This window comes from Chitinophaga oryzae (assembly GCF_012516375.2).
Classification (GTDB): Bacteria; Bacteroidota; Bacteroidia; order Chitinophagales; family Chitinophagaceae; genus Chitinophaga; species Chitinophaga oryzae.
In genome coordinates this window covers 6374796-6392631 of record NZ_CP051204.2, presented here as the reverse complement: position 1 = coordinate 6392631, position 17836 = coordinate 6374796, and the positions used below count along the sequence as shown (strand labels likewise).

The 17836-nt window shown below is 47.2% G+C and carries 18 protein-coding genes; 6 read left to right on the top strand and 12 right to left on the bottom strand.

What is annotated here, in order from left to right:
* Positions 1 to 133: 133 nt before the first annotated feature.
* Together HF324_RS25075 and HF324_RS25070 are read left to right on the top strand one after the other, a co-directional pair.
* A complete protein-coding gene (locus HF324_RS25075; protein ID WP_168861098.1) occupies positions 134 to 937 on the top strand; it encodes a helix-turn-helix domain-containing protein in 804 nt (267 codons plus the stop codon).
* Positions 938 to 1003: 66 nt separating this feature from the next.
* Positions 1004 to 1843, top strand: a complete 840-nt coding sequence (locus HF324_RS25070; protein ID WP_168861097.1) for a DUF5694 domain-containing protein — start codon at positions 1004 to 1006, stop codon at positions 1841 to 1843.
* A 74-nt stretch (positions 1844 to 1917) separates the two neighbouring features.
* Here HF324_RS25070 and HF324_RS25065 read toward each other — a convergent pair whose 3' ends face one another.
* The 7 genes from HF324_RS25065 to HF324_RS25035 all read right to left on the bottom strand — a co-directional run bounded on the left by HF324_RS25065 (position 1918) and on the right by HF324_RS25035 (position 8847).
* Positions 1918 to 2754: a siderophore-interacting protein gene (locus HF324_RS25065; RefSeq protein WP_168861096.1), complete on the bottom strand. Its 837-nt coding sequence runs from the start codon at positions 2752 to 2754 to the stop codon at positions 1918 to 1920.
* A 13-nt stretch (positions 2755 to 2767) separates the two neighbouring features.
* The gene (locus tag HF324_RS25060; protein ID WP_168861095.1) at positions 2768 to 3343 is read right to left on the bottom strand and encodes a Crp/Fnr family transcriptional regulator; all 576 of its coding nucleotides are present in this window, start codon (positions 3341 to 3343) and stop codon (positions 2768 to 2770) included.
* An 11-nt stretch (positions 3344 to 3354) separates the two neighbouring features.
* On the bottom strand, positions 3355 to 4050 hold the full coding sequence (locus HF324_RS25055) for a siderophore-interacting protein (protein WP_168861094.1): 696 nt from the start codon (positions 4048 to 4050) through the stop codon (positions 3355 to 3357).
* Between the two features lie 44 nt (positions 4051 to 4094).
* Positions 4095 to 5645 (bottom strand): DHA2 family efflux MFS transporter permease subunit, encoded by a 1551-nt coding sequence (locus HF324_RS25050; protein WP_168861093.1) that lies wholly within the window; start codon positions 5643 to 5645, stop codon positions 4095 to 4097.
* Between the two features lie 9 nt (positions 5646 to 5654).
* The gene (locus HF324_RS25045; RefSeq protein ID WP_168861092.1) at positions 5655 to 6695 is read right to left on the bottom strand and encodes an HlyD family secretion protein; all 1041 of its coding nucleotides are present in this window, start codon (positions 6693 to 6695) and stop codon (positions 5655 to 5657) included.
* A 23-nt stretch (positions 6696 to 6718) separates the two neighbouring features.
* Positions 6719 to 8053, bottom strand: a complete 1335-nt coding sequence (locus HF324_RS25040; RefSeq protein ID WP_168861091.1) for a TolC family protein — start codon at positions 8051 to 8053, stop codon at positions 6719 to 6721.
* A 416-nt stretch (positions 8054 to 8469) separates the two neighbouring features.
* Complete coding sequence (locus HF324_RS25035) at positions 8470 to 8847, bottom strand: winged helix-turn-helix transcriptional regulator (protein ID WP_168805482.1); 378 nt, start codon at positions 8845 to 8847, stop codon at positions 8470 to 8472.
* Between the two features lie 107 nt (positions 8848 to 8954).
* On the opposite strand from HF324_RS25035, the gene HF324_RS25030 reads away from it, so the two are divergent.
* Entirely contained in the window at positions 8955 to 9563 is a 609-nt protein-coding gene (locus tag HF324_RS25030) for an FMN-dependent NADH-azoreductase (protein ID WP_168805480.1), read from the top strand.
* Positions 9564 to 9641: 78 nt separating this feature from the next.
* Here the strand turns inward: HF324_RS25030 and HF324_RS25025 are convergent, their stop codons facing one another.
* The 5 genes from HF324_RS25025 to HF324_RS25005 all read right to left on the bottom strand — a co-directional run bounded on the left by HF324_RS25025 (position 9642) and on the right by HF324_RS25005 (position 13795).
* Positions 9642 to 10592 (bottom strand): amidohydrolase family protein, encoded by a 951-nt coding sequence (locus HF324_RS25025; RefSeq protein WP_168805478.1) that lies wholly within the window; start codon positions 10590 to 10592, stop codon positions 9642 to 9644.
* A gap of 67 nt (positions 10593 to 10659) precedes the next feature.
* Positions 10660 to 11229, bottom strand: coding sequence for a Crp/Fnr family transcriptional regulator (locus HF324_RS25020; protein ID WP_168805476.1), 570 nt, complete (start codon positions 11227 to 11229; stop codon positions 10660 to 10662).
* Between the two features lie 196 nt (positions 11230 to 11425).
* Entirely contained in the window at positions 11426 to 12055 is a 630-nt protein-coding gene (locus tag HF324_RS25015; protein ID WP_168861090.1) for a carbonic anhydrase family protein, read from the bottom strand.
* A gap of 118 nt (positions 12056 to 12173) precedes the next feature.
* Positions 12174 to 12671, bottom strand: a complete 498-nt coding sequence (purE, locus tag HF324_RS25010) for a 5-(carboxyamino)imidazole ribonucleotide mutase (RefSeq protein WP_168805472.1) — start codon at positions 12669 to 12671, stop codon at positions 12174 to 12176.
* Positions 12672 to 12676: 5 nt separating this feature from the next.
* A complete protein-coding gene (locus HF324_RS25005; RefSeq protein WP_168861089.1) occupies positions 12677 to 13795 on the bottom strand; it encodes a 5-(carboxyamino)imidazole ribonucleotide synthase in 1119 nt (372 codons plus the stop codon).
* 127 nt (positions 13796 to 13922) lie between these two features.
* Between HF324_RS25005 and HF324_RS25000 the strand changes: the two genes are divergently transcribed.
* The 3 genes from HF324_RS25000 (at position 13923) to HF324_RS24990 (ending at position 17775) form a co-directional block, all read left to right on the top strand.
* Positions 13923 to 14597: a TetR/AcrR family transcriptional regulator gene (locus HF324_RS25000; protein ID WP_168805468.1), complete on the top strand. Its 675-nt coding sequence runs from the start codon at positions 13923 to 13925 to the stop codon at positions 14595 to 14597.
* Positions 14598 to 15489: 892 nt separating this feature from the next.
* Positions 15490 to 16701, top strand: coding sequence for a glycosyltransferase (locus HF324_RS24995; RefSeq protein WP_168861088.1), 1212 nt, complete (start codon positions 15490 to 15492; stop codon positions 16699 to 16701).
* A 162-nt stretch (positions 16702 to 16863) separates the two neighbouring features.
* Complete coding sequence (locus HF324_RS24990; protein ID WP_168861087.1) at positions 16864 to 17775, top strand: M28 family peptidase; 912 nt, start codon at positions 16864 to 16866, stop codon at positions 17773 to 17775.
* Positions 17776 to 17836: the final 61 nt, after the last annotated feature.

Here is a 17836-nt window from a genome sequence, read left to right as displayed (position 1 = left end):
AACGTTCGGTAAAATAATTTTTAAAAATACTTTCATTACCCGGAGGCCTACACGATGAAAACGGCCGGGGACGGCTACTTAAATGGCGGAAAATAATATATATTTACCAGGATATTTTTGAGCGCTTTGCCTAATGGAAGTACAGTTTTATAAACCATCTCATGAAACGCTGAAGGAATACATCGAAGGCTTTTACTTTATAAAGAAGAGAGAGATTGCTGCGCCGATAAAATACCTGACTTTCCCGAATAATTACTGTATCGCAGCCGTCTATCAGCATACGGACCTGGTATTAACCGAAAATAGTATTGTCGTCTCTGCTGCTCAGCAGGATAATGTCTGTGCCAGTTTGGTGAGCCGCTATGTACGACCTATTGAGATTGTGCAATATGCTGTTACGGATGAAATGACCATTTATTTCAAGCCACTGGGAATAAACCGGTTTATAGATAACGTACAGGCATTGTTCAAAGAAGGGGTCACCAGTTTTGATCCTTTTGGAGATTACCGGGATACGATGAATACCATATTTAACACCCCTGACAGACAATCACAGATCAGCCAGCTGGAAGAATACTGGCTTTCAAAGTTAATAGGGAAGGATTTTTCCTTCATGGAAGCGCTCCTTGCGGATGTGGTGTCTGACGTAAAGATTAATGACATCGCGCGAAAGCACCATATATCGAGACAATATCTGAACAGGATTTTTGTCGGTCATATCGGAAAATCACCCGCGGAATTCAGGAAAATACACCGCTTCAGAAGCTCCATTTCTGAAAAACAAAATGCGGGGAGCCTGACAGCGTTATCCCACCTTGCACAGTTCTATGATCAGTCCCATTTTATCCGGGATTTTAAAGGGCTTACTCATTTTACACCTTCCGATTTTTTCAGTAAAGTAGACACCGAAAAGGAGAACGTGTGGCTTGTTTTTTAACCTGGTTTACATTTGTACAATCCCATTTCCGTTCATTGCTGTTTCTTTACACTAAAATATAAGTGTATGAAATTGTATTTAGCCCTCTCGGTAGCGCTACTGTGTTTCGCTGCCAACGTGAATGCCCGGCAACAGAAAGAAACACTGTTGATCGGCGTATTCCATTTTAATAATCCTGGTTTGGATCTGGCTAAATCGGCGGATTTTGATGTCATGAGCCCAAAATCCCAGGAGGAGCTGGCGCTGATAACAGATCATATAAAGAAGTTCCGGCCAACTAAAATATTTGTGGAATGGGAGTATAATGATCAACCGGCCTTGGATACGCTGTATGACCTGTACCTGAAAGACGCCTATTTTGACCATGTACAGGCTAAGTTTCCCAAAAGCAAATTTTATCTACAGAATGAAATATTTCAACTGGCTTTCAGGGCGGGTAAAAAGGCCGGCCTGCGAAAGATACATGCGATAGATTACCAGATGAACTGGCCATATGACAGTCTGCAGTCGGCCATGAAAAAAGCCGGACAAGCAACCTTGCAGCAGGACATAGACGCGCAGATAAAGAAGGTTGGTGACGAGGATAACGCACTGAGAAAGAAACTTTCCCTTACACAGCTGTTACTGGAGAAGAACACCACGGCCAACCGGAATACCAATCTGGGACTCTACCTCACCCTGCTGAACAGAGGGGGCGCTTTACAAGACTTTACCGGTGCCGACGTGGTAGATGCATGGTATAAGCGGAATCTTTATATGTATTCGCTGGTGCAGAAGCTCACCGAAGAAAAAGATGAACGTGTAATGATTATTGTTGGAGCCGGTCATGCTGCTGTGTTTAAGCACTTCATCGATATGGACCAGCGCAGCAAGGTCGTGGAGCTCAGCGAGGTGTTGAAAAACTAATAGCCGCTTTCCATGTCATACAATACAAAAGTCCGGTTGTCATACAGCCGGACTTTTAATAGCATAATTGTTAATTAACGTGCCCCTGCTTCCCCGTGCCGGATATTTTGATACAGGTCTTCGCTCATACCTGATTTCCAATACACGGTAGTATTTAGCTCTTCCCGGGCAATGCCGTCCATGCTTTTAAAATAATGCCTGATTTCTTTCACCACACTGTCTTCACCGGCTACCCAGAGACGCCGCTTTCCAGGTGCGAGGTCGGGCAGGGAAATCGCTTTAATGGCGTTCAACAATAGCTCCGATGACTGCGGGGGCACATCGCCACGAATCAGCCATTTCACTTCAACAGTAGACTTGGTTGCGATCTGAAATATCTCCGACGCCTGTCCTGTTTCCAGCAATGCGACGCCACCCACGCTCTCCGGGAATGCTTCCAGCATGGCTGCGATAGCCGGCAACGCTGTTTCGTCGCCCACCAGCAGGTACCAGTCGGCAAAAGATGCGTCCTGTTTCCCCGGCTTGATACCGACGCCTACAGTATCGCCGATGGCAGCCTTTGCAGCCCAGGCAGCGGCAGGGCCATTGTCGCCATGCAACACGAATTCAACATCCAGGGTACCTTTTTTCCGGTCTATCCTGCGGACAGTATAGGTACGCACTAACGGTTTATCTGCCTCGTTGGCCCATACCGGCCTGCCGGAAGATACGTCAGGAAGTTGAACGGCTCCGTTGTTTCCCGAAGGGAACATCAGTTTAAAATGGGCGCCGGGACGTAAAAAACCGACTTCTTTTATCAGTTCATGTTGTAAGGTAATGCGCCGGAAGTGCGGGGTAATATCCACCACCGCAACAACGGATGCAGGCATATATACCGGTGATTTTTTTTCACCGTTGTATGTGATGTCCATGTTAGTATAATTTTTAATCGTTCAGCCTTCCTTTCAGGCGGCTCAGGGATTCCTGCGAAATCCCCAGGTAATTGGCTACCATCTTGTTGGACAGCCTTTGTACAATGATCGGGTTTTCTTTCAGCAGCTGTCTGTACCTTTCGGTGGCGTCCATGGTGAGAAAACTCATCAGATGCCTGGTGTTATTTACATAGGCATGCTCCAGGTAATACCGGTAGAATTTCTCCCAGCCGGGAACAGTGTTTAATAAACCGAAAAAATCAGTAGCATGGATATACAGTAGTTCCGTGCTTTCTGCTGCCTGGATAAATTCCTCTGACGGGTCCTGCGTAATGAGTCCGACGAGGTTGCTGGCGAAGTTATTCTCGAAAGCCAGGTACCTGGTGGCTTCTGTACCATCGGCCTGCAGAAAGTAAATACGCAGGCAACCCTTTAATACAAAATAGATCCTGGAGGACTTTTCTCCTTCGTTCAACAGGATTTCATCCTTTTTAACCTGGAGATGCCTGAAGTAAGATAATACGGTCTTCATGCCATCCGCATCGATGGAGGTCATCCGGGCTATTTTATCGGCAAGCAGGGGGTACATAATTTGTCAGTTTAGTATGATGGATCAAAGTTAGCGACTTTAATCTGATGTTCGCCGGCCAGCCACTCCGCTTTCAGGAAGCGCTGGAACTGCTGATTAATGCCTTTGTCTGCAGCCAGTAATACCACAAAGTCACCTGCTGCTTTTTTGAAATGATGCCTGAAGAAATCCAGCACCCTTTCGGGACTGAAGGGGTAAATAATATGATAATTAAGTGGGTAGCTGCCGTCAATATCCGGAAAAAACTCACCGGTATGTTCGCTGTAAATGAAACTCTGTACATTACTCACAAAAGGCAGGTTTCGGTTGAACTGATAGAAAAAGGCCAGTGCATCTGTGTTGCCGATGAGATAGTAACTGTCGGCTTTTAATTGCCGGGTAACGATTTCTTCCGGCTCCCCCCACTGAATAACATTGCCCGTTTCCAGGCGCCCCAGCCAGCCGGCTAACGTTGTATCTTCCGATGACTGAATGGTGAGGTCAATGATATGACGGATAGCATCGTAATTCCAGAGCATCAGCCGCCTGATTGACGGGGGACCCACCGCGCTGTTACCGATAAGCACCGGCAGCACATAACCCGTTATTTTTTCGGTGTCAAAGTCACCCGGTGGCATGACTTTTATTTTCAGGTGCCATGAGGTGGCCGTCATTTTCTTACAATCTACAATTATACCTTCGTGGAGGTGATTTGTTTGTGGTTTCATTGTTTATCATTTATTGAATGACCTGCTTCTTTTCCCGTAGCGCGCTAATGCGCGTCTGCCGGTATGACTACTTTTTTCTTTTTAAATCCCTGGAGAAACACAAAAGGGATACAGCAAAGCATCGCAACGCCCAGGTACAGGTAGGCATCGGTAAAAGCCATCAGCATCGACTGTTTGTTGACCGTGGCGTCTACAGCTTTCAGCGCCATACCGGCTGCATCGTAATGAGAAAAACCCTTGCCCATGAATCCGGTAGTATACTCCTGTATCCGGTCTCCAAATGCGGAAGAGTACTCGTGCACGTTTTCCAGCAGGTAATTCCGGTGCTTCGCCTGCCCGATGTGAATAGTGGTCGCTAATCCGGCGATACCGAAAGAGCCGCCCAACTGCCGCATCATGTTATATAACCCCGCACCCTGGCCGATCTCCGGGCCCTTCAGATCTTTGATGGCCAGTGTGATCAACGGAACAAACAACAGTCCGATGCCGATGCCCCGGAAATAAAGCGGGAAGTAAAAATCCGTGTTGCCCGATGCCAGCGTGGTTTTGCTCATGATAGTCGGAAAAACAAAGAAGCACAGAAAGCCGGCAATAACAAATACCTGTGCAGGCACGCCTTTCCTGAGCAGCTTACCTACGGCAGGCATCAGCGCGACCGTGAATATCTGGCCCGGTAGCAGGAGGAAGCCTGTCTGCTGTGCCGAAAACCCCAGCACGCTTTGACAAAACTGCGGGAACACAAAAACAGAGCCGTACAGACCGATACCAAACAGGAAAGAGGTGACCATGCCGGCGGAGAAACTCTTATACCGGAATAACTTCAGGTTCACTACCGGGTGATCAGTGGTATTTTCTCTCCAGATAAACAACAGTGTTCCTATTACAGTGGCAACACTCAGGACAATAATATATTTCGTGGCAAACCAGTCTTTCTCTTCCCCTTTTTCAAGTACGGTCTGCAGGCTGCCGACGGCAATGGTCAGCAACAAAATGCCCCACCAGTCAACAGGTTTCCCCGTGTTTTCTTTGGGAGTGGCTTTTACGTACTGATAGGTAAGAATAGCCGCAAGGATACCCAGTGGCAGGTTGATGTAAAATACCCATGGCCACGACAGATGATCAGTCAGATAGCCGCCCAGCGCCGGAGCGACGGTAGGGCCTACGACTGCGCCGAAACCAAAAATGGCGGTGGCGGTCCCTCTTTCTTCAGGTGGCCATGTCTCCAACAGGATCGCCTGCGCGTTGGAGATCAGTCCGCCGCCGGCAAGGCCCTGCAGTATCCTGAAGGCGATCAGTTCACCTAACGTATGTGCGTTGCCGCATAACATGGAAGCGATGGTAAACAGGATAATGGAAAACAGGAAGTAGTTCTTCCTGCCGAAGCGGCTGCCCAGCCATCCCGACATCGGAAGGATGATGACATTGGCAATGGCGTAGCCGGTAGACACCCAGGCCACATCTTCCAGTGTGGCTCCCATATTGCCTTGTATGTGTGGTATCGCTACGTTGACGATAGTGGTATCCAGAAATTCCAGCATGCAGGACAATACCATCGTAAACGTAATAATCCATTTTCTGAAGCCTTTTTCAGCCATAAACCTGATTTATTTGGTGAACACACTTACCTCTACGTTCATACCCGGCCGTATCTTCTTCAGGAATTCCGGGGAGGCGTCGATTTTTATTTTTACGGGAATCCGCTGTACTACTTTCACAAAGTTGCCCGTGGCATTGTCAGGCGGTAGCAGCGACATCTTTGCGCCTGTTGTGCCTGCGTAGTTGTACACCATGCCCTGCACCGGTTCCTGGGGGAACGCGTCTACGGTGATCTCCGCTTTCTGGCCCGGATGTATGTGCTGCATCTGGGTTTCCTTGAAATTGGCCGTTACGTAGAGGTTGTGTTCATCTACCACGGCAAACAGTGTTTGTCCGGGTTGCAGTAACTGCCCCATTTGTACGCGGCGCCTGGTGACAATACCGGAAACCGGCGCGTTGATCTGCGTGTAGGAGAGGAGCAGCCTGGCGTAATCCACATCTGCCTGGTGCTGGTCTGTTGCTACATTGGCGACGTTCAGTTCTGAGCGGCTGTTAATAATCTTTGCAACGGCGGTTTTATATTGTTCCTGTGCGGATTGACACGCAGCTTGTGCTGCATCGCGTTCTGCCCTGGCTTTGTCGAAGGTTTGTTGGGGAACGGAGCCGCTTTTAACCAGGGCGGCATAACGTTCGTAATCCTGCGAAGCCTGCCATAGCCTTGCTTTGGCGCCGTCTACCTGTGCCTTGTAGCCCAGGGCTGCTGCTTCCATTGCGGTGACCTGTGTTTGTGACACGCCGATCTTTGAGCCCGCCGTTTTTTGGGCGGCGAGCGCCTGCGCCAGTTTGAGGCGATATTCGTTGTCTTCGAGCTTTACCAGCAGCTGTCCTTTGCTGACGCGCTGGTTGTCCTCAAATCCGATGGAGTCTATGTAGCCGCCAACGCGCGTTACCACAGCACTCAGATCGCCATCTACCTGTGCGTCGTCTGTGTCTTCATGGCTTTGGTAGTAGGTATATTGTTGTATGCCGAAAATGCTGCCTGTAATGATGACGATCACCAGGATAGTTGGCACGATATATTTTTTCCGTCGTTGTGTATTGGCTTCCATTGTTTAATATTGATTGGGTTGAATTATTGATGAATAACAGCGATGGTGCCGGTTGTCTTCAGGAGCCGGTACCAGGCCAGCTGCGTATCGGCACGGGCGATTTCCATGTCGGTAAGCGCCTGGTAAAGTTTAGTGTCCGCATCCACGCGCTCTGTAACCGTGGTGACGTTATTTTTGTAACGGTCGGCCTGCATACGGTCGTTCTCCGTAGCCTCTTCGATAGCCGATTGCAACAGGCTCACTTTATGCAGTGCCTGCAGATAGATGTGGTAGGCCTGGTTCACTTCTGTCCGGATCTTGTCTGTCCAGATATCCCGGGCGATGATAGTCTCCTGCTGCTGTACCCTTGTTTCCGACAGCCTGTTTTTGTTGGTCCATAGCGTGGAGAAATTCCAGGACAGGGTGGCGCCTGCTGAAAACGGGGAGATAAAACTTCCGCTCTCCGGAATAAAAGCCGCACCGGCATGGATGTACTTTACCCCTGCATTGGCAGACAATTTGGGCAATACCGCCGCTTTTACGGTTTTATAAGACAGCTGATCTGCCTGGGATTGCAAGCTGTTTTGTTGCAGCTCTTTTCTTTCCGATAATGCGATATCAAGATATTGATGCAGGGAGGCGGCAGCGTCTTTTTCCGGGACGGTCAATGCGGGTTGAAAGTCGCTGTCTTCCGGTAATCCCAGTAAGACGGCCATATTGTAACAAGCTACGCTGCGGTTGGCTTCCAGGTCAGAAGCCATGATGGCGGCAGCTGATTTTTGCAGTTTGAACCGGAGTACGTCATTCTTTGTAACGACCCCATGCCGGTAGAATTGTTCTGCCTGGCAAATCAGGCTGTCAATGGCGATGATGTTCTGCTGAACGATTTGCCGGCTTCGTACGATTTTGTAGAGGTTAAAGTACATCTGAACGGCGGTATATATCACCTCCTCTTTATGGAGGGAGACATCCGTCTTCGCGATTTCTGCCAACAGCCGGGTAGACTGCCGGGCATACTTCAGTTTGAAGCCATCGAAAATGGTTTCCGTCAGGGATGCGCTGCCAACGTAGGAATCAGCCCTTTCGGGCAGCGTCCAGTCCAGGGAGCCCAGGTTGATGCGGTGAGCGGGAATCTCCGCGTGGGAGAAGGTGGCGCTTGCGCTACCGGCCGGCAGTGACATGTCTTTCGCCTGGTTGTATTTACTGATGGCAAGGTCAACTTTCGCCTGGTCCAGTTTTAATACATGGCTGTTGGACAGCGCCATAGAGATAGCCTGGTCCACAGTAAGTATGCGGGGCTGTGCATGCACTGAAACCACGCCCATACCTGCTGCCATGTATAGCAGCCATGCTTTGTGAATCAATTTTGTCAGTATCATGAAATGTTATTGTTTGAAGGTTGTTTTAATCGTTGACGCGCAAGGCTCCGCCAGTCAGGTTGGAAACCTGTTCATTGGTGGCTGCGTTGTATTGGCCGGGAGAGTTTAGAGTGGTGGGTGATGGTGCATATCCATGTTCATTGCTTTAAATCATGATGCAAAATTCAGTCAGCGGAAGAAGATGATTTTTGACCTATGTTAAAAAACAGGAAAACGGGCAGAAAAAGGTTGCTTATACTATATCGAAATAACGCTTTTGTGCAGCGGCCGGCATGGTTAAAAGACTGTCCTGAAGCGGGACCGGCGGTCTCCGAAGATCAAAGGACCGCGCTGAACAGGCTGTATAAGGGAGGGAATTCGGCGGAGACTATATGGCAAAGGAAACCGGACTTCCGGATATCCGCAGTTATTTTGAGTTAAGAAGGTTGTGAACTGTTTTGTGTCTTTCCTGTAATCCTTTTTTTATGTTTTAATCCCCAGTTTCCCAGCACGGTGATTACTTCTTTCAGCGTTTCTGCATATTCCGTCGGTAAATATTCCACGAGTACCGGTGTCTGATCTGCTTTTACCACTCTTTTTACCAGTCCGTTCAGTTCCAGTGATTTCAGTTCAGATGACAGTATCCTTGCTGAGATCCCCGTAATGGTACGCTGCAATTCGTTAAACCGATGGTAGCCGGAGACCAGGGCAATCATGATGCGAAGCTTCCATTTACCTCCGAGCACGTAGATGGCATCTTCTACGGAAGCCAGATGGGCGGCACATTCCACCTGTCGTGAGTCTGTTTTTTTCATATGCTTTTCCGGTTTAGATAACATAAAGGTTACTACTAACCTTTGGTATACTACTAACCTTTTGTTAGCGAATGTAGGTAGTTTTGGCTTGTCAAACTGAAAAAGAAATGAAAAAGATATTGCACGTAATTTCCAGCCCGAGAACGGATGCTTCCGTTAGCAGAAAGTTAGGGACTGCTATTGTGGAGAAGATAAGAGAAAAGCACGGTGACTGTCTTGTGACGGTACGTGATCTGGCCAAAGATCCGCCGCCTCACCTCGATGAGTCCCACATTCAGTCTTTTTTTACACCTGCTGAAGACAGGACAGCTGAACAGTTGGATAATATCCGCTATTCGGATGAGGCGATCAGAGAACTACAGGATGCAGATATCCTTGTGGTGGAAACGCCGATGTATAACTTTGCGATTACTTCTACCCTGAAGGCCTATTTTGATCATATTACCAGGGCGGGCATAACCTTTAAGTATACAGGAAAAGGGCTGTTGCCGGAGGGGTTGTTGAAAGACAAACAGGCATATATCGCTACTACGTCCGGCGGCATTTATTCCGAAGGTGAATTGAAGACTTACGATTTCGCGGAACCTTATGTCCGTTCCTTTCTCACGTTAATCGGGATGAATGTGGCGGGCGTTTTCAGAGCGGAAGGGCAGGCCGTAATAGGGCCGGAAGCGGCGCTGGAGAACGGGGAGGGAAGCATTGCGATAGCGGTGTGAAAGCAGCGTTCTGAAGAAAGGCCCGGAAGCGGTGCTGCCGCATCTTTCTTCGGAACGCCGCCTTGTAGCTGTTGCGTTTTACAAACCCAGTAACCTTTCCGCATTTCCCCCTGCTATCTTCGCTACTTCTTCCGCCGGGAGCGGAATGCTGTTCAGTAGTTGTTTCCCGGCTTCGTTTGTACTGAAAGGATAATCAACAGAGAACATCACATTATCGATACCAAAAGTGCCCAGCGCAGCCATGAGCGGAGGTAACGTAAAAATTCCGCTGGTAGTGATATGTACCTGGTCCCGCAGTGTCTGGCTGACGGGGCGTTGATGAAAGCCGGTGCTGCCGACAGGGAATTTTTCGTCCAGCCGGGACATCATCATGGGGATCATTTCTCCCATATGCCCAATGATGATCTTCAACCGGGGGTAACGGTCCAGTGTTCCGGTGATAATTAAACGTAACACCTGCAAGGCTGTTTCCGAATGCCAGCCCCAGCCGCCGCAGGCCAGCATTGTCCCCATGGCGCCCGGCAGGTCGCTGTAATAAGCGCCGGCCACGCTTTCCGGCGGCAGGCCGGGATGCAGGTAAAGCGGCATTTGTAGTTGTTCGGCTTTCTGCAGCAATGGCCTGAATTCAGGATAGTCCGGGAATTTACCGTTGGTAAGCCCGTTGATCAGCGCCCCGCAGAATCGATGTTCTGCTTTCACTCTCTCCAGCTCGTTTGCTGCCAGTTCAGGGGAGGACATCGGCAAATGTGCGAACGCTTTAAACCGTGCAGGATGCGCGGCCGTCTTTGTGGCAAGGAGATCGTTGTACCTGACGGCGAACTTGAGGTCTTTCCCCGGTGGCAGGCTTTCAGCGCCTCTTCCCACTACAGACAATACCTGTACATCGATACCGTTATCATCCATTGATTTTAACCGGTTGCCGCTGATGTCGGCAAGTTTATCCAATGCCTGCTCGGGCAAAGGCCATTGCTGTATCTCATGGGCAAACTCCGGCAAGACAATGTGTTCTTCTAATGTTATAATACGCATAGCTGATTGGATTGAAATGCAAAAATCCGGCTATCCGATATTGATATCATTGATCGTGATCAAATAATCACGCCCCGGATTTTATCCGGCTGAGCGCCTCCTGGGTAATATTGAGGTAGTTGGCCACCAGCTTATTCGGTAAGCGCAGCACCATTTGCGGGTTTTCTTTCAGCAGCAGCTGATAACGCTCGCGTGGGTTCAGGGTGATAAAATCTTCCAGTCTCTTTGTGTTGGTTAAATAAGCATGTTCCAGGAAACCACGGTAAAATATTCCCCAACGGGGGACCGTATCCACCAGGGCATAAAAATCTTCACGGTGGATGTACAGTAATTCCGATGGCTCTACCGCCTGCGTATCTTCCTTGAGAAGTGTGCCTTCAATAAAAGAGGTCAGCGAAGAGGAAAAGGAATTTTCGAAAGCAAACCTGCGTGTGGCTTCTCTTCCGTCGGGTTTGATGTAATACACGCGCAAACATCCCTTGTTGACGAAAAACATTCGCCTGGACGGTTCTCCCGTCCTGCCTACCAGTTCATTCTTTTTTACCTGTAAGAGATTAAAACAGGAAAGCACCTGCTGTAATTCGGCTTCACCTAACGGAACCCTGTCAGTGATGTATTTAACCAACTGTTCATACATATGAAATGATTTGATGTGTAGTGCCCCCTCATTTTGACCGGAATCTGTGTTTTAATCGGGAAGTTAGTTTTACGCAGCGGTAGGTAAATGCTTAATTCATATAATACACATGTCGCAAAATGTCATTTTGCGACATGTGTTGGTTTACAGAAGGTGGTAGACTGAGGCAGCTTTGCTGCCTGTCACGGGGGCGGTATTACTCTTCAAAGAAAGTCACTTTCCCGGTTTCGAGGTGATAGATACCACCTATTATCTTTATTGCTCCGCTATCTGCCAGTGCTGCTATAATGGGACTTTCTGCTTTTAATTGTTTCATTACATGACGCACGTTATTTTCAGTTACATTCGTCACAAATTCAGTATTCTTCCCGGTCCTGTTTTCAGCAGGAGTAGCTGTTTCACTGTCAATAGCCGGCTTTATCTTGTCTAATAATTGCGTGAGGTTACCGAGATGTACGGCATCGCAGGCGCCTTTTATAGCGCCGCATTGTGTATGCCCCAGGATCACGATTATTTTTGATCCGGCCAGTTGTGTGCCGAATTCCATGCTGCCAAGGATGTCCTGATTGAGGACATTGCCAGCGATGCGTATACTGAATATATCTCCTAATCCCTGGTCAAAGATGAGTTCCACAGAAGTGCGTGAATCCATGCAACTTAGTACGGTCGCAAATGGATATTGCCCGTCTCTTGTGGCATTTACCTGGCTCAACAAATCCCGGTTAGCTCTCAGATTGTTAACAAATCGTAAGTTGCCTTCTTTCAGATACTGAAGCGCCGTTTCCGGTGTAAGGGTACTTTGTGATTCCTTGGAGTGCTTGTACATCTTTTAATGTTTGGGAATTGTCTGTATAAAGTTAAACAGGCAGCAGGTATTTGAGTTAACAATGCAAATACCTGCGATTCGATACGTGACGGCATTAAAAATTCATGGCGTAAATTTTCTATCCGATTTGATCTAATGTTTCGTTTTGCTTGTCAACCTTGTCATAATTTTCTTTTTTTAATGCTGCAAGCATTTGCCGGATGGTGCTGTTGTTTGTGCCTAAAATCTGTACAGCCAGCAGCCCGGCGTTGCGGGCACTATTAACGCCTACTGTGGCTACGGGTACGTCTCCCGGCATCTGCACTATAGATAAAAGCGAATCCCAGCCATCGAGAGAGTTTGTAGACTTAATAGGTACACCAATTACCGGTAAAGTTGTAATAGCAGCTACCATACCCGGAAGATGTGCTGCGCCGCCTGCGCCTGCGATGATGATCTTCAAACCACGTTCTTCTGCACTAGCAGCGTATTCAAACATTTTTTGAGGGCTGCGGTGTGCCGATACGACATTAAACTCGTAACCTATGTCAAACTTCTTCAGAACCTCTATCGCCTGACGCATAATAGGTGCATCGGAGCTACTGCCCATGATAATGCCTACCTCTACCTGTTTCATATTCTTTAATTTAAAATTTTTCGGATGGATTCTGCTTTCGCAATGACGTTTTCGATGGTGTTACCTGTGATAGTTACATGCCCCACTTTCCTGCCTGGTCTTTTCCCCTCTTTGCCATACCAGTGAAGATGGGCGCCCGGTATGTCCAAAAGACGCTGCAACTTTCCCTGTCTGTCGGTATTTAAGGAAGCGTTCTCCAGGACGTTCATCATTAAGGACGGGAGATGAAGCGCCGTAGCGCCCAGCGGCAATCCAAGTACGGCCCGGAGCAATTGTTCATATTGCGATGTGGTACTGGCTTCTATCGTATGGTGACCGCTGTTGTGCGGCCTTGGAGCCAGTTCGTTCACCAAAATTTTATGATCTTTGGTGACAAACATTTCCACAGCGAGAATACCAACCAGCTGGATCGCATCTGCTATTCCCTTAGCGAGATTTGTAGCTTCTTTTAATATCTCTTCGTCTAACTGAGCGGGTGCTATCTGGTAGTCAAGTATAAACTTTTCTTCTGAAAACACCATCATCACGGGGTCATAGCACGCTACGGCGCCATGCTCATTTCTTGCTACTATGACAGAAATCTCGTGTTTAATGTCAACTAATTCCTCCACTACACAGGGCGCATCAAAGGCTGCTGCAATGTCTTCCCTGGTCTTCAAAACCATCACGCCATAGCCATCGTAGCCGTCACGGCGTTTTTTAAGGCAGAGTGGCAGTTTACTTTCATATTGGTACAGATCATTTTTGCCCTGGATGACCTCGCCGGGTGCCACAGGTATATTATGTGACAGCAGAAACTGTTTCTGCGTAAATTTATCCTGTATTATTTCAATGGTGTCAGGCGTCGGAAAAATCCTTACTCCCTGCTTTTCAAGCTGGCGTAAAGCGTTGATATTTACAGCTTCCTTTTCTATCGTAATAACATCAAGGTCCTTACCAAACTCCAAAACAGCTTCAAAAGAAGCAGGATCGCCGCAAAAAAAAGAAGAAGTATAACGTGAACAAGGTGCATGGGCGTCATTGTCCATAATCGAAACACTAAGACCAAAATCGATCGCGTGCCGCATGATCATGGCACCCAGCTGGCCGCCTCCTAAAATTCCTATTTTCAAATTTTCAAGCATAATCGTTAATTGCCGCAAAGATATAAAAACCATTCAAAATGATAGTAATGCTATTATTATTTATAGTAAACTGATTGTATTGAATCGATCTACTATTATCGTATTTTAGCCAACTAATTATTCTAGTATGGAGTTGCAGTTGCAGATAAAGATGAATCCCAACCTTTACCTGAGAGATCCGGACAGTACCGAGCTCGGCCGTAATATCGTTAAGTACGGTATCAAGCTGATTCATGATATTGGTTTTGAGGACTTTACTTTTAAAAAGCTGGCTGTAGAGGTCGGAAGCACAGAGGCTACCATCTACCGGTATTTCGAAAACAAGCACCGGTTACTCACTTATCTTACTACCTGGTTCTGGACATGGCTGGAATACCAGTTGATATTTCATACCAACAACATCAGGCATCCGGAAGAAAAGATAGATATTGTTATAAGGTTGCTGACTTTTGAAGTTCAGGACAAGTTTATCGTTGAGCATATCGACAAGAGCCTTTTACACGGTATAGTCATCTGTGAAGGCGATAAGGCATACCTTACAAAGAAGGTGACGGAACACAATAAGTCTATGTTATTTAAACCATATAAAGACCTTTGTCATCGTATTGCCGAGATCTTCCTGGAGTTGAACCCTGAATTTGCGTTTCCTCATTCCCTGGCGAGTACCTTAATAGAAACCGCTCACCGGCAGATGTACTTCAAAGAAAACCTCCCGCGCTTGACTGATTTCGGCAAATCCAAAGAAGTAAGGCCATTAGTGGAATTTCTGCAGCATCTGGTGTTCAAATCGCTGGATAGTTGACGGGGGCAAGGAGAAGATGTAAATCAGCGCTGGCCTAAGCATGGAGATGCTCTGCCGTATGTATGGTTTAATGGCTAACTACCCGGGTACAAGAGAAGAAAGACTGCTCCTGTTGGGCAGTCTTGAGTTTTGCCGAAAACTCCATAAGTGTTTTATTCTTTGCCTCTCTACCGTTATATGAACAAAGTTAAATAGGGCGTAAAAAATCAGTCCTCTGCTGGCCCCGGGCGCTCCGGGTGCGTTGGCTGCGGGACGTTTCAACGTGCGTTTTATAAAGTTAATCTGATCCGGTATTATGTTGTTCATAAATTTTTTGAAGATTTATTTTTCTGAATAAAAATGTATATCTTGTATATATTGTAAGAAGCAGGTAGCAAATTGTGTAACCTGATTGTTAATCTAAATCCGGTCCCAAATGAGTTATTTGCCATTTTTAATATTGTTTTCTGTTTTTTAATTAATGTACTGTAGATCATGATCTGCCTGAATGATGTGGCAGGTGTGTTGAATTATTGTTATTTATTGCATGATGATAACTGTTCCACGTTAACATAGATCATGGTGCTCCCTGCAGGACAGGGAATGTGTTTGCCCGATAATATGCCTTGCCAATTTGTACCTTAACTGTGTCTCAGATATTGTCAGACTTTAGAACAAGCCTAAATGTGTGAATTTACGTCTCTGTCACAAGAATAGTATTATCATAGAAGGCGGAAGGTTTGGGAATGTGAGGCCCTTTTTGTTTCCCGCTAAGAAGGTATTTATATGCAGGCTTTTTTCCGGCAAGAATGCCGGAGAGTAGTAATGGTTTCCCGGAAGGCACCATGGAGATGCTTTTCCCGGATGCCGGCCATCATCGTTCAGGTTGATTTGATTTTTATTTTTTACTAATATGTTCAGTGTTGCATTCTTGATGGACCTGGAAGAGGGTCACCTATTGCCCTCATTTGCACTGGCGCATTCTTTACTGAAAGCAGGTTACAGGGTGTGTTATGTCAGTGTGGAAGATAATAAGGAGTTGGTTATCGGCCAGGGGTTTGAATTTCATGCTATTTTCAAAGATCGGTACCCTCGTGGCTATCGTGACTTTTATAAAGCGAACAATCAGCTAATGAATGCCGGAACGACGGCAGGCCATTATGATTATCTGCATGAGATCATGAGTGATTCGACCATGCAACAACTGCCTGCCGCTGACCTTTACATTGTCAGCTATTTTCTGAGAATAGAGGGACTGTTGCTTCAATATAAATATGGTATCAGGATGGCTGTTCTTACGCCTTTTCTGAGGGCGCCCGGCTCCGGCATTGGTATGGATTCTGTTGAGGAGCTGATGAATATGCCTCCAGATGTAGTTATGTCGATTATACAATTCATGCAGGATCTTGGCCGTACGCCTTCCTCTTTTTATGAGCTGGTTGCGCCGCTGGAAGACTGTTATGAGTTTATTACCTGTGTCGCGGAACTGGAGCCGGACTATACCGCGAGCACCAGAAATGTATATCTGGGCCCCTGCATCCGGGAGCAAGACAGTGCCTCTTCGGAGATATTGAAAGACATTGTGGACCAGAGCAAGAAACTGATATATGTGTCGCTGGGCTCCCAGATGACCGGTCATAGCGAATTCAGTGACCAGCTGCTGCAACACCTCAGATTAATGATGATGAGGGAGGAAATGGCGCCTTTTCAGGTAATCTTCTCGCGGGGAACAGGGCATGATGGGAAAGACTTTACAGTTGAACAGAACGGCCGTATTGTTGTTTGTGACTGGGTGCCACAGGTGGAAGTTTTGAAGATGTCCACGGCTGCGGTTATTCATGGAGGGCTTGGGACAATAAAGGAGTGTATCTATTATGGTGTGCCGATGATCGTGTGTCCCTTTGTAAGGGATCAGCCATTAAACGCTGCCCGGATAGAAAAGCTAAATCTGGGGGTGAGCCTCGACATGGCAGCTGTGTCGGGCCAGTCGCTGTCAGAACGTCTGTTGCACCTTTCAGACAATGAATTTATCAGAGGTAGCATTGAAAAGATGAGGAATGTTTTTATGGAGGTGGAACATAATAACGAGGGCGTGAGGGTCATTGAACAGCTCCTCTGCGTCTGACTTTTCCGGTCGATTTAAGTAAAACAACGATAAATGAAGCTGATTATTCAACCAGGATCTTTTATAGGCACCCACAGATGGCTGCTATGTTTCGTATGCCTGATGGTGTTTAAATGCACGCTGGCAACCCCGTCAGAGCATAATATTGCCGACACGGCCGCTGTGGACATCATCCGCAAGGCGGAAATAGACAGTAACAGGATCAAGGAGCACATTGGCTTTCTGTCGGCTGGCGTCAGGCAAAGCCGCGCCAATTTGAAACATCTGGACAGTTCCATGGAATTTATCATTGGTAAATTTAAGGCAGAAGGTCTGGATGTCAGCACTCAGCCTGTATCCAAAGGAAAAATAAAAGGGAATAATATTATCGGAAAAATAAGGGGAACAGCTTCAACAGATTCCATATTGGTTGTTTGCGCACATTATGATACGGTATGGATGAGCCCCGGCGCGGATGATAATGCCTCCGGCGTTGCCGCGTTGATTGAACTGGCTGGTATATTGTCAAAAATACCAATAAAAAAAACGGTATGGTTGGTAGCTACCGACATGGAGGAGGATGGGATGGTGGGAAGCAGGTTTTTAGCCGTTGAGAACAAAGATAAAATAGCAGCAGCTATAAATCTGGATATGATTGGTTATGCTACAGAAACTCCGGGTTCGCAACAATTCCCCCGGCAACTGAAGGAAAATTATGCTGCTATTCATGATCGCCTGCAGGCAGAAGGAATGAAAGCTAACTTTATTCTGAACTTCTCCAATGCTAACTCCGCCGCGCTGAGAAATGCTTTTGATAGCCTTAGTCGCCAATATGTGCCCGGTATGAAGACGGTGACCCTTGAAGTAACGGACGACGGGAAACAGTTTCCCTGGCTGTTCCGGGCAAGTGATCATGTTAGTTTCTGGGACCAGGGTATCCCCGCAATTTCTGTCGGTGACACGGCAGGACTGAGAAACGGCGGGTATCATTCCAGAAAAGATCACATGACAGCGCTCAATTATGAATTTCTTACCGGCGTTATCCGGGCTACATTGGCCACTGTTCTGGCGCATTCCGGCGATTTGACGAATTGATCCTATTGCCTGTCGTTTCTTTTCCCTGTTTTAGTAAGCCATTGTTTCATTTTTACCGTCA

Coding starts and splice junctions, on each gene's coding strand:
- HF324_RS25015 (WP_168861090.1), bottom strand. CDS start 12,055: ATGTACAAGCACTCCAAGGAATCACAAAGTACCCTTACACCGGAAACG.
- HF324_RS25035 (WP_168805482.1), bottom strand. CDS start 8,847: ATGAAAAAAACAGACTCACGACAGGTGGAATGTGCCGCCCATCTGGCT.
- HF324_RS25060 (WP_168861095.1), bottom strand. CDS start 3,343: ATGTACCCCCTGCTTGCCGATAAAATAGCCCGGATGACCTCCATCGAT.
- HF324_RS25020 (WP_168805476.1), bottom strand. CDS start 11,229: ATGTATGAACAGTTGGTTAAATACATCACTGACAGGGTTCCGTTAGGT.
- HF324_RS25005 (WP_168861089.1), bottom strand. CDS start 13,795: ATGCTTGAAAATTTGAAAATAGGAATTTTAGGAGGCGGCCAGCTGGGT.
- HF324_RS25070 (WP_168861097.1), top strand. CDS start 1,004: ATGAAATTGTATTTAGCCCTCTCGGTAGCGCTACTGTGTTTCGCTGCC.
- HF324_RS25040 (WP_168861091.1), bottom strand. CDS start 8,053: ATGATACTGACAAAATTGATTCACAAAGCATGGCTGCTATACATGGCA.
- HF324_RS25030 (WP_168805480.1), top strand. CDS start 8,955: ATGAAAAAGATATTGCACGTAATTTCCAGCCCGAGAACGGATGCTTCC.
- HF324_RS25075 (WP_168861098.1), top strand. CDS start 134: ATGGAAGTACAGTTTTATAAACCATCTCATGAAACGCTGAAGGAATAC.
- purE (WP_168805472.1), bottom strand. CDS start 12,671: ATGAAACAGGTAGAGGTAGGCATTATCATGGGCAGTAGCTCCGATGCA.
- HF324_RS24995 (WP_168861088.1), top strand. CDS start 15,490: ATGTTCAGTGTTGCATTCTTGATGGACCTGGAAGAGGGTCACCTATTG.
- HF324_RS25000 (WP_168805468.1), top strand. CDS start 13,923: ATGGAGTTGCAGTTGCAGATAAAGATGAATCCCAACCTTTACCTGAGA.
- HF324_RS25045 (WP_168861092.1), bottom strand. CDS start 6,695: ATGGAAGCCAATACACAACGACGGAAAAAATATATCGTGCCAACTATC.
- HF324_RS25055 (WP_168861094.1), bottom strand. CDS start 4,050: ATGAAACCACAAACAAATCACCTCCACGAAGGTATAATTGTAGATTGT.
- HF324_RS25050 (WP_168861093.1), bottom strand. CDS start 5,645: ATGGCTGAAAAAGGCTTCAGAAAATGGATTATTACGTTTACGATGGTA.
- HF324_RS25025 (WP_168805478.1), bottom strand. CDS start 10,592: ATGCGTATTATAACATTAGAAGAACACATTGTCTTGCCGGAGTTTGCC.
- HF324_RS25065 (WP_168861096.1), bottom strand. CDS start 2,754: ATGGACATCACATACAACGGTGAAAAAAAATCACCGGTATATATGCCT.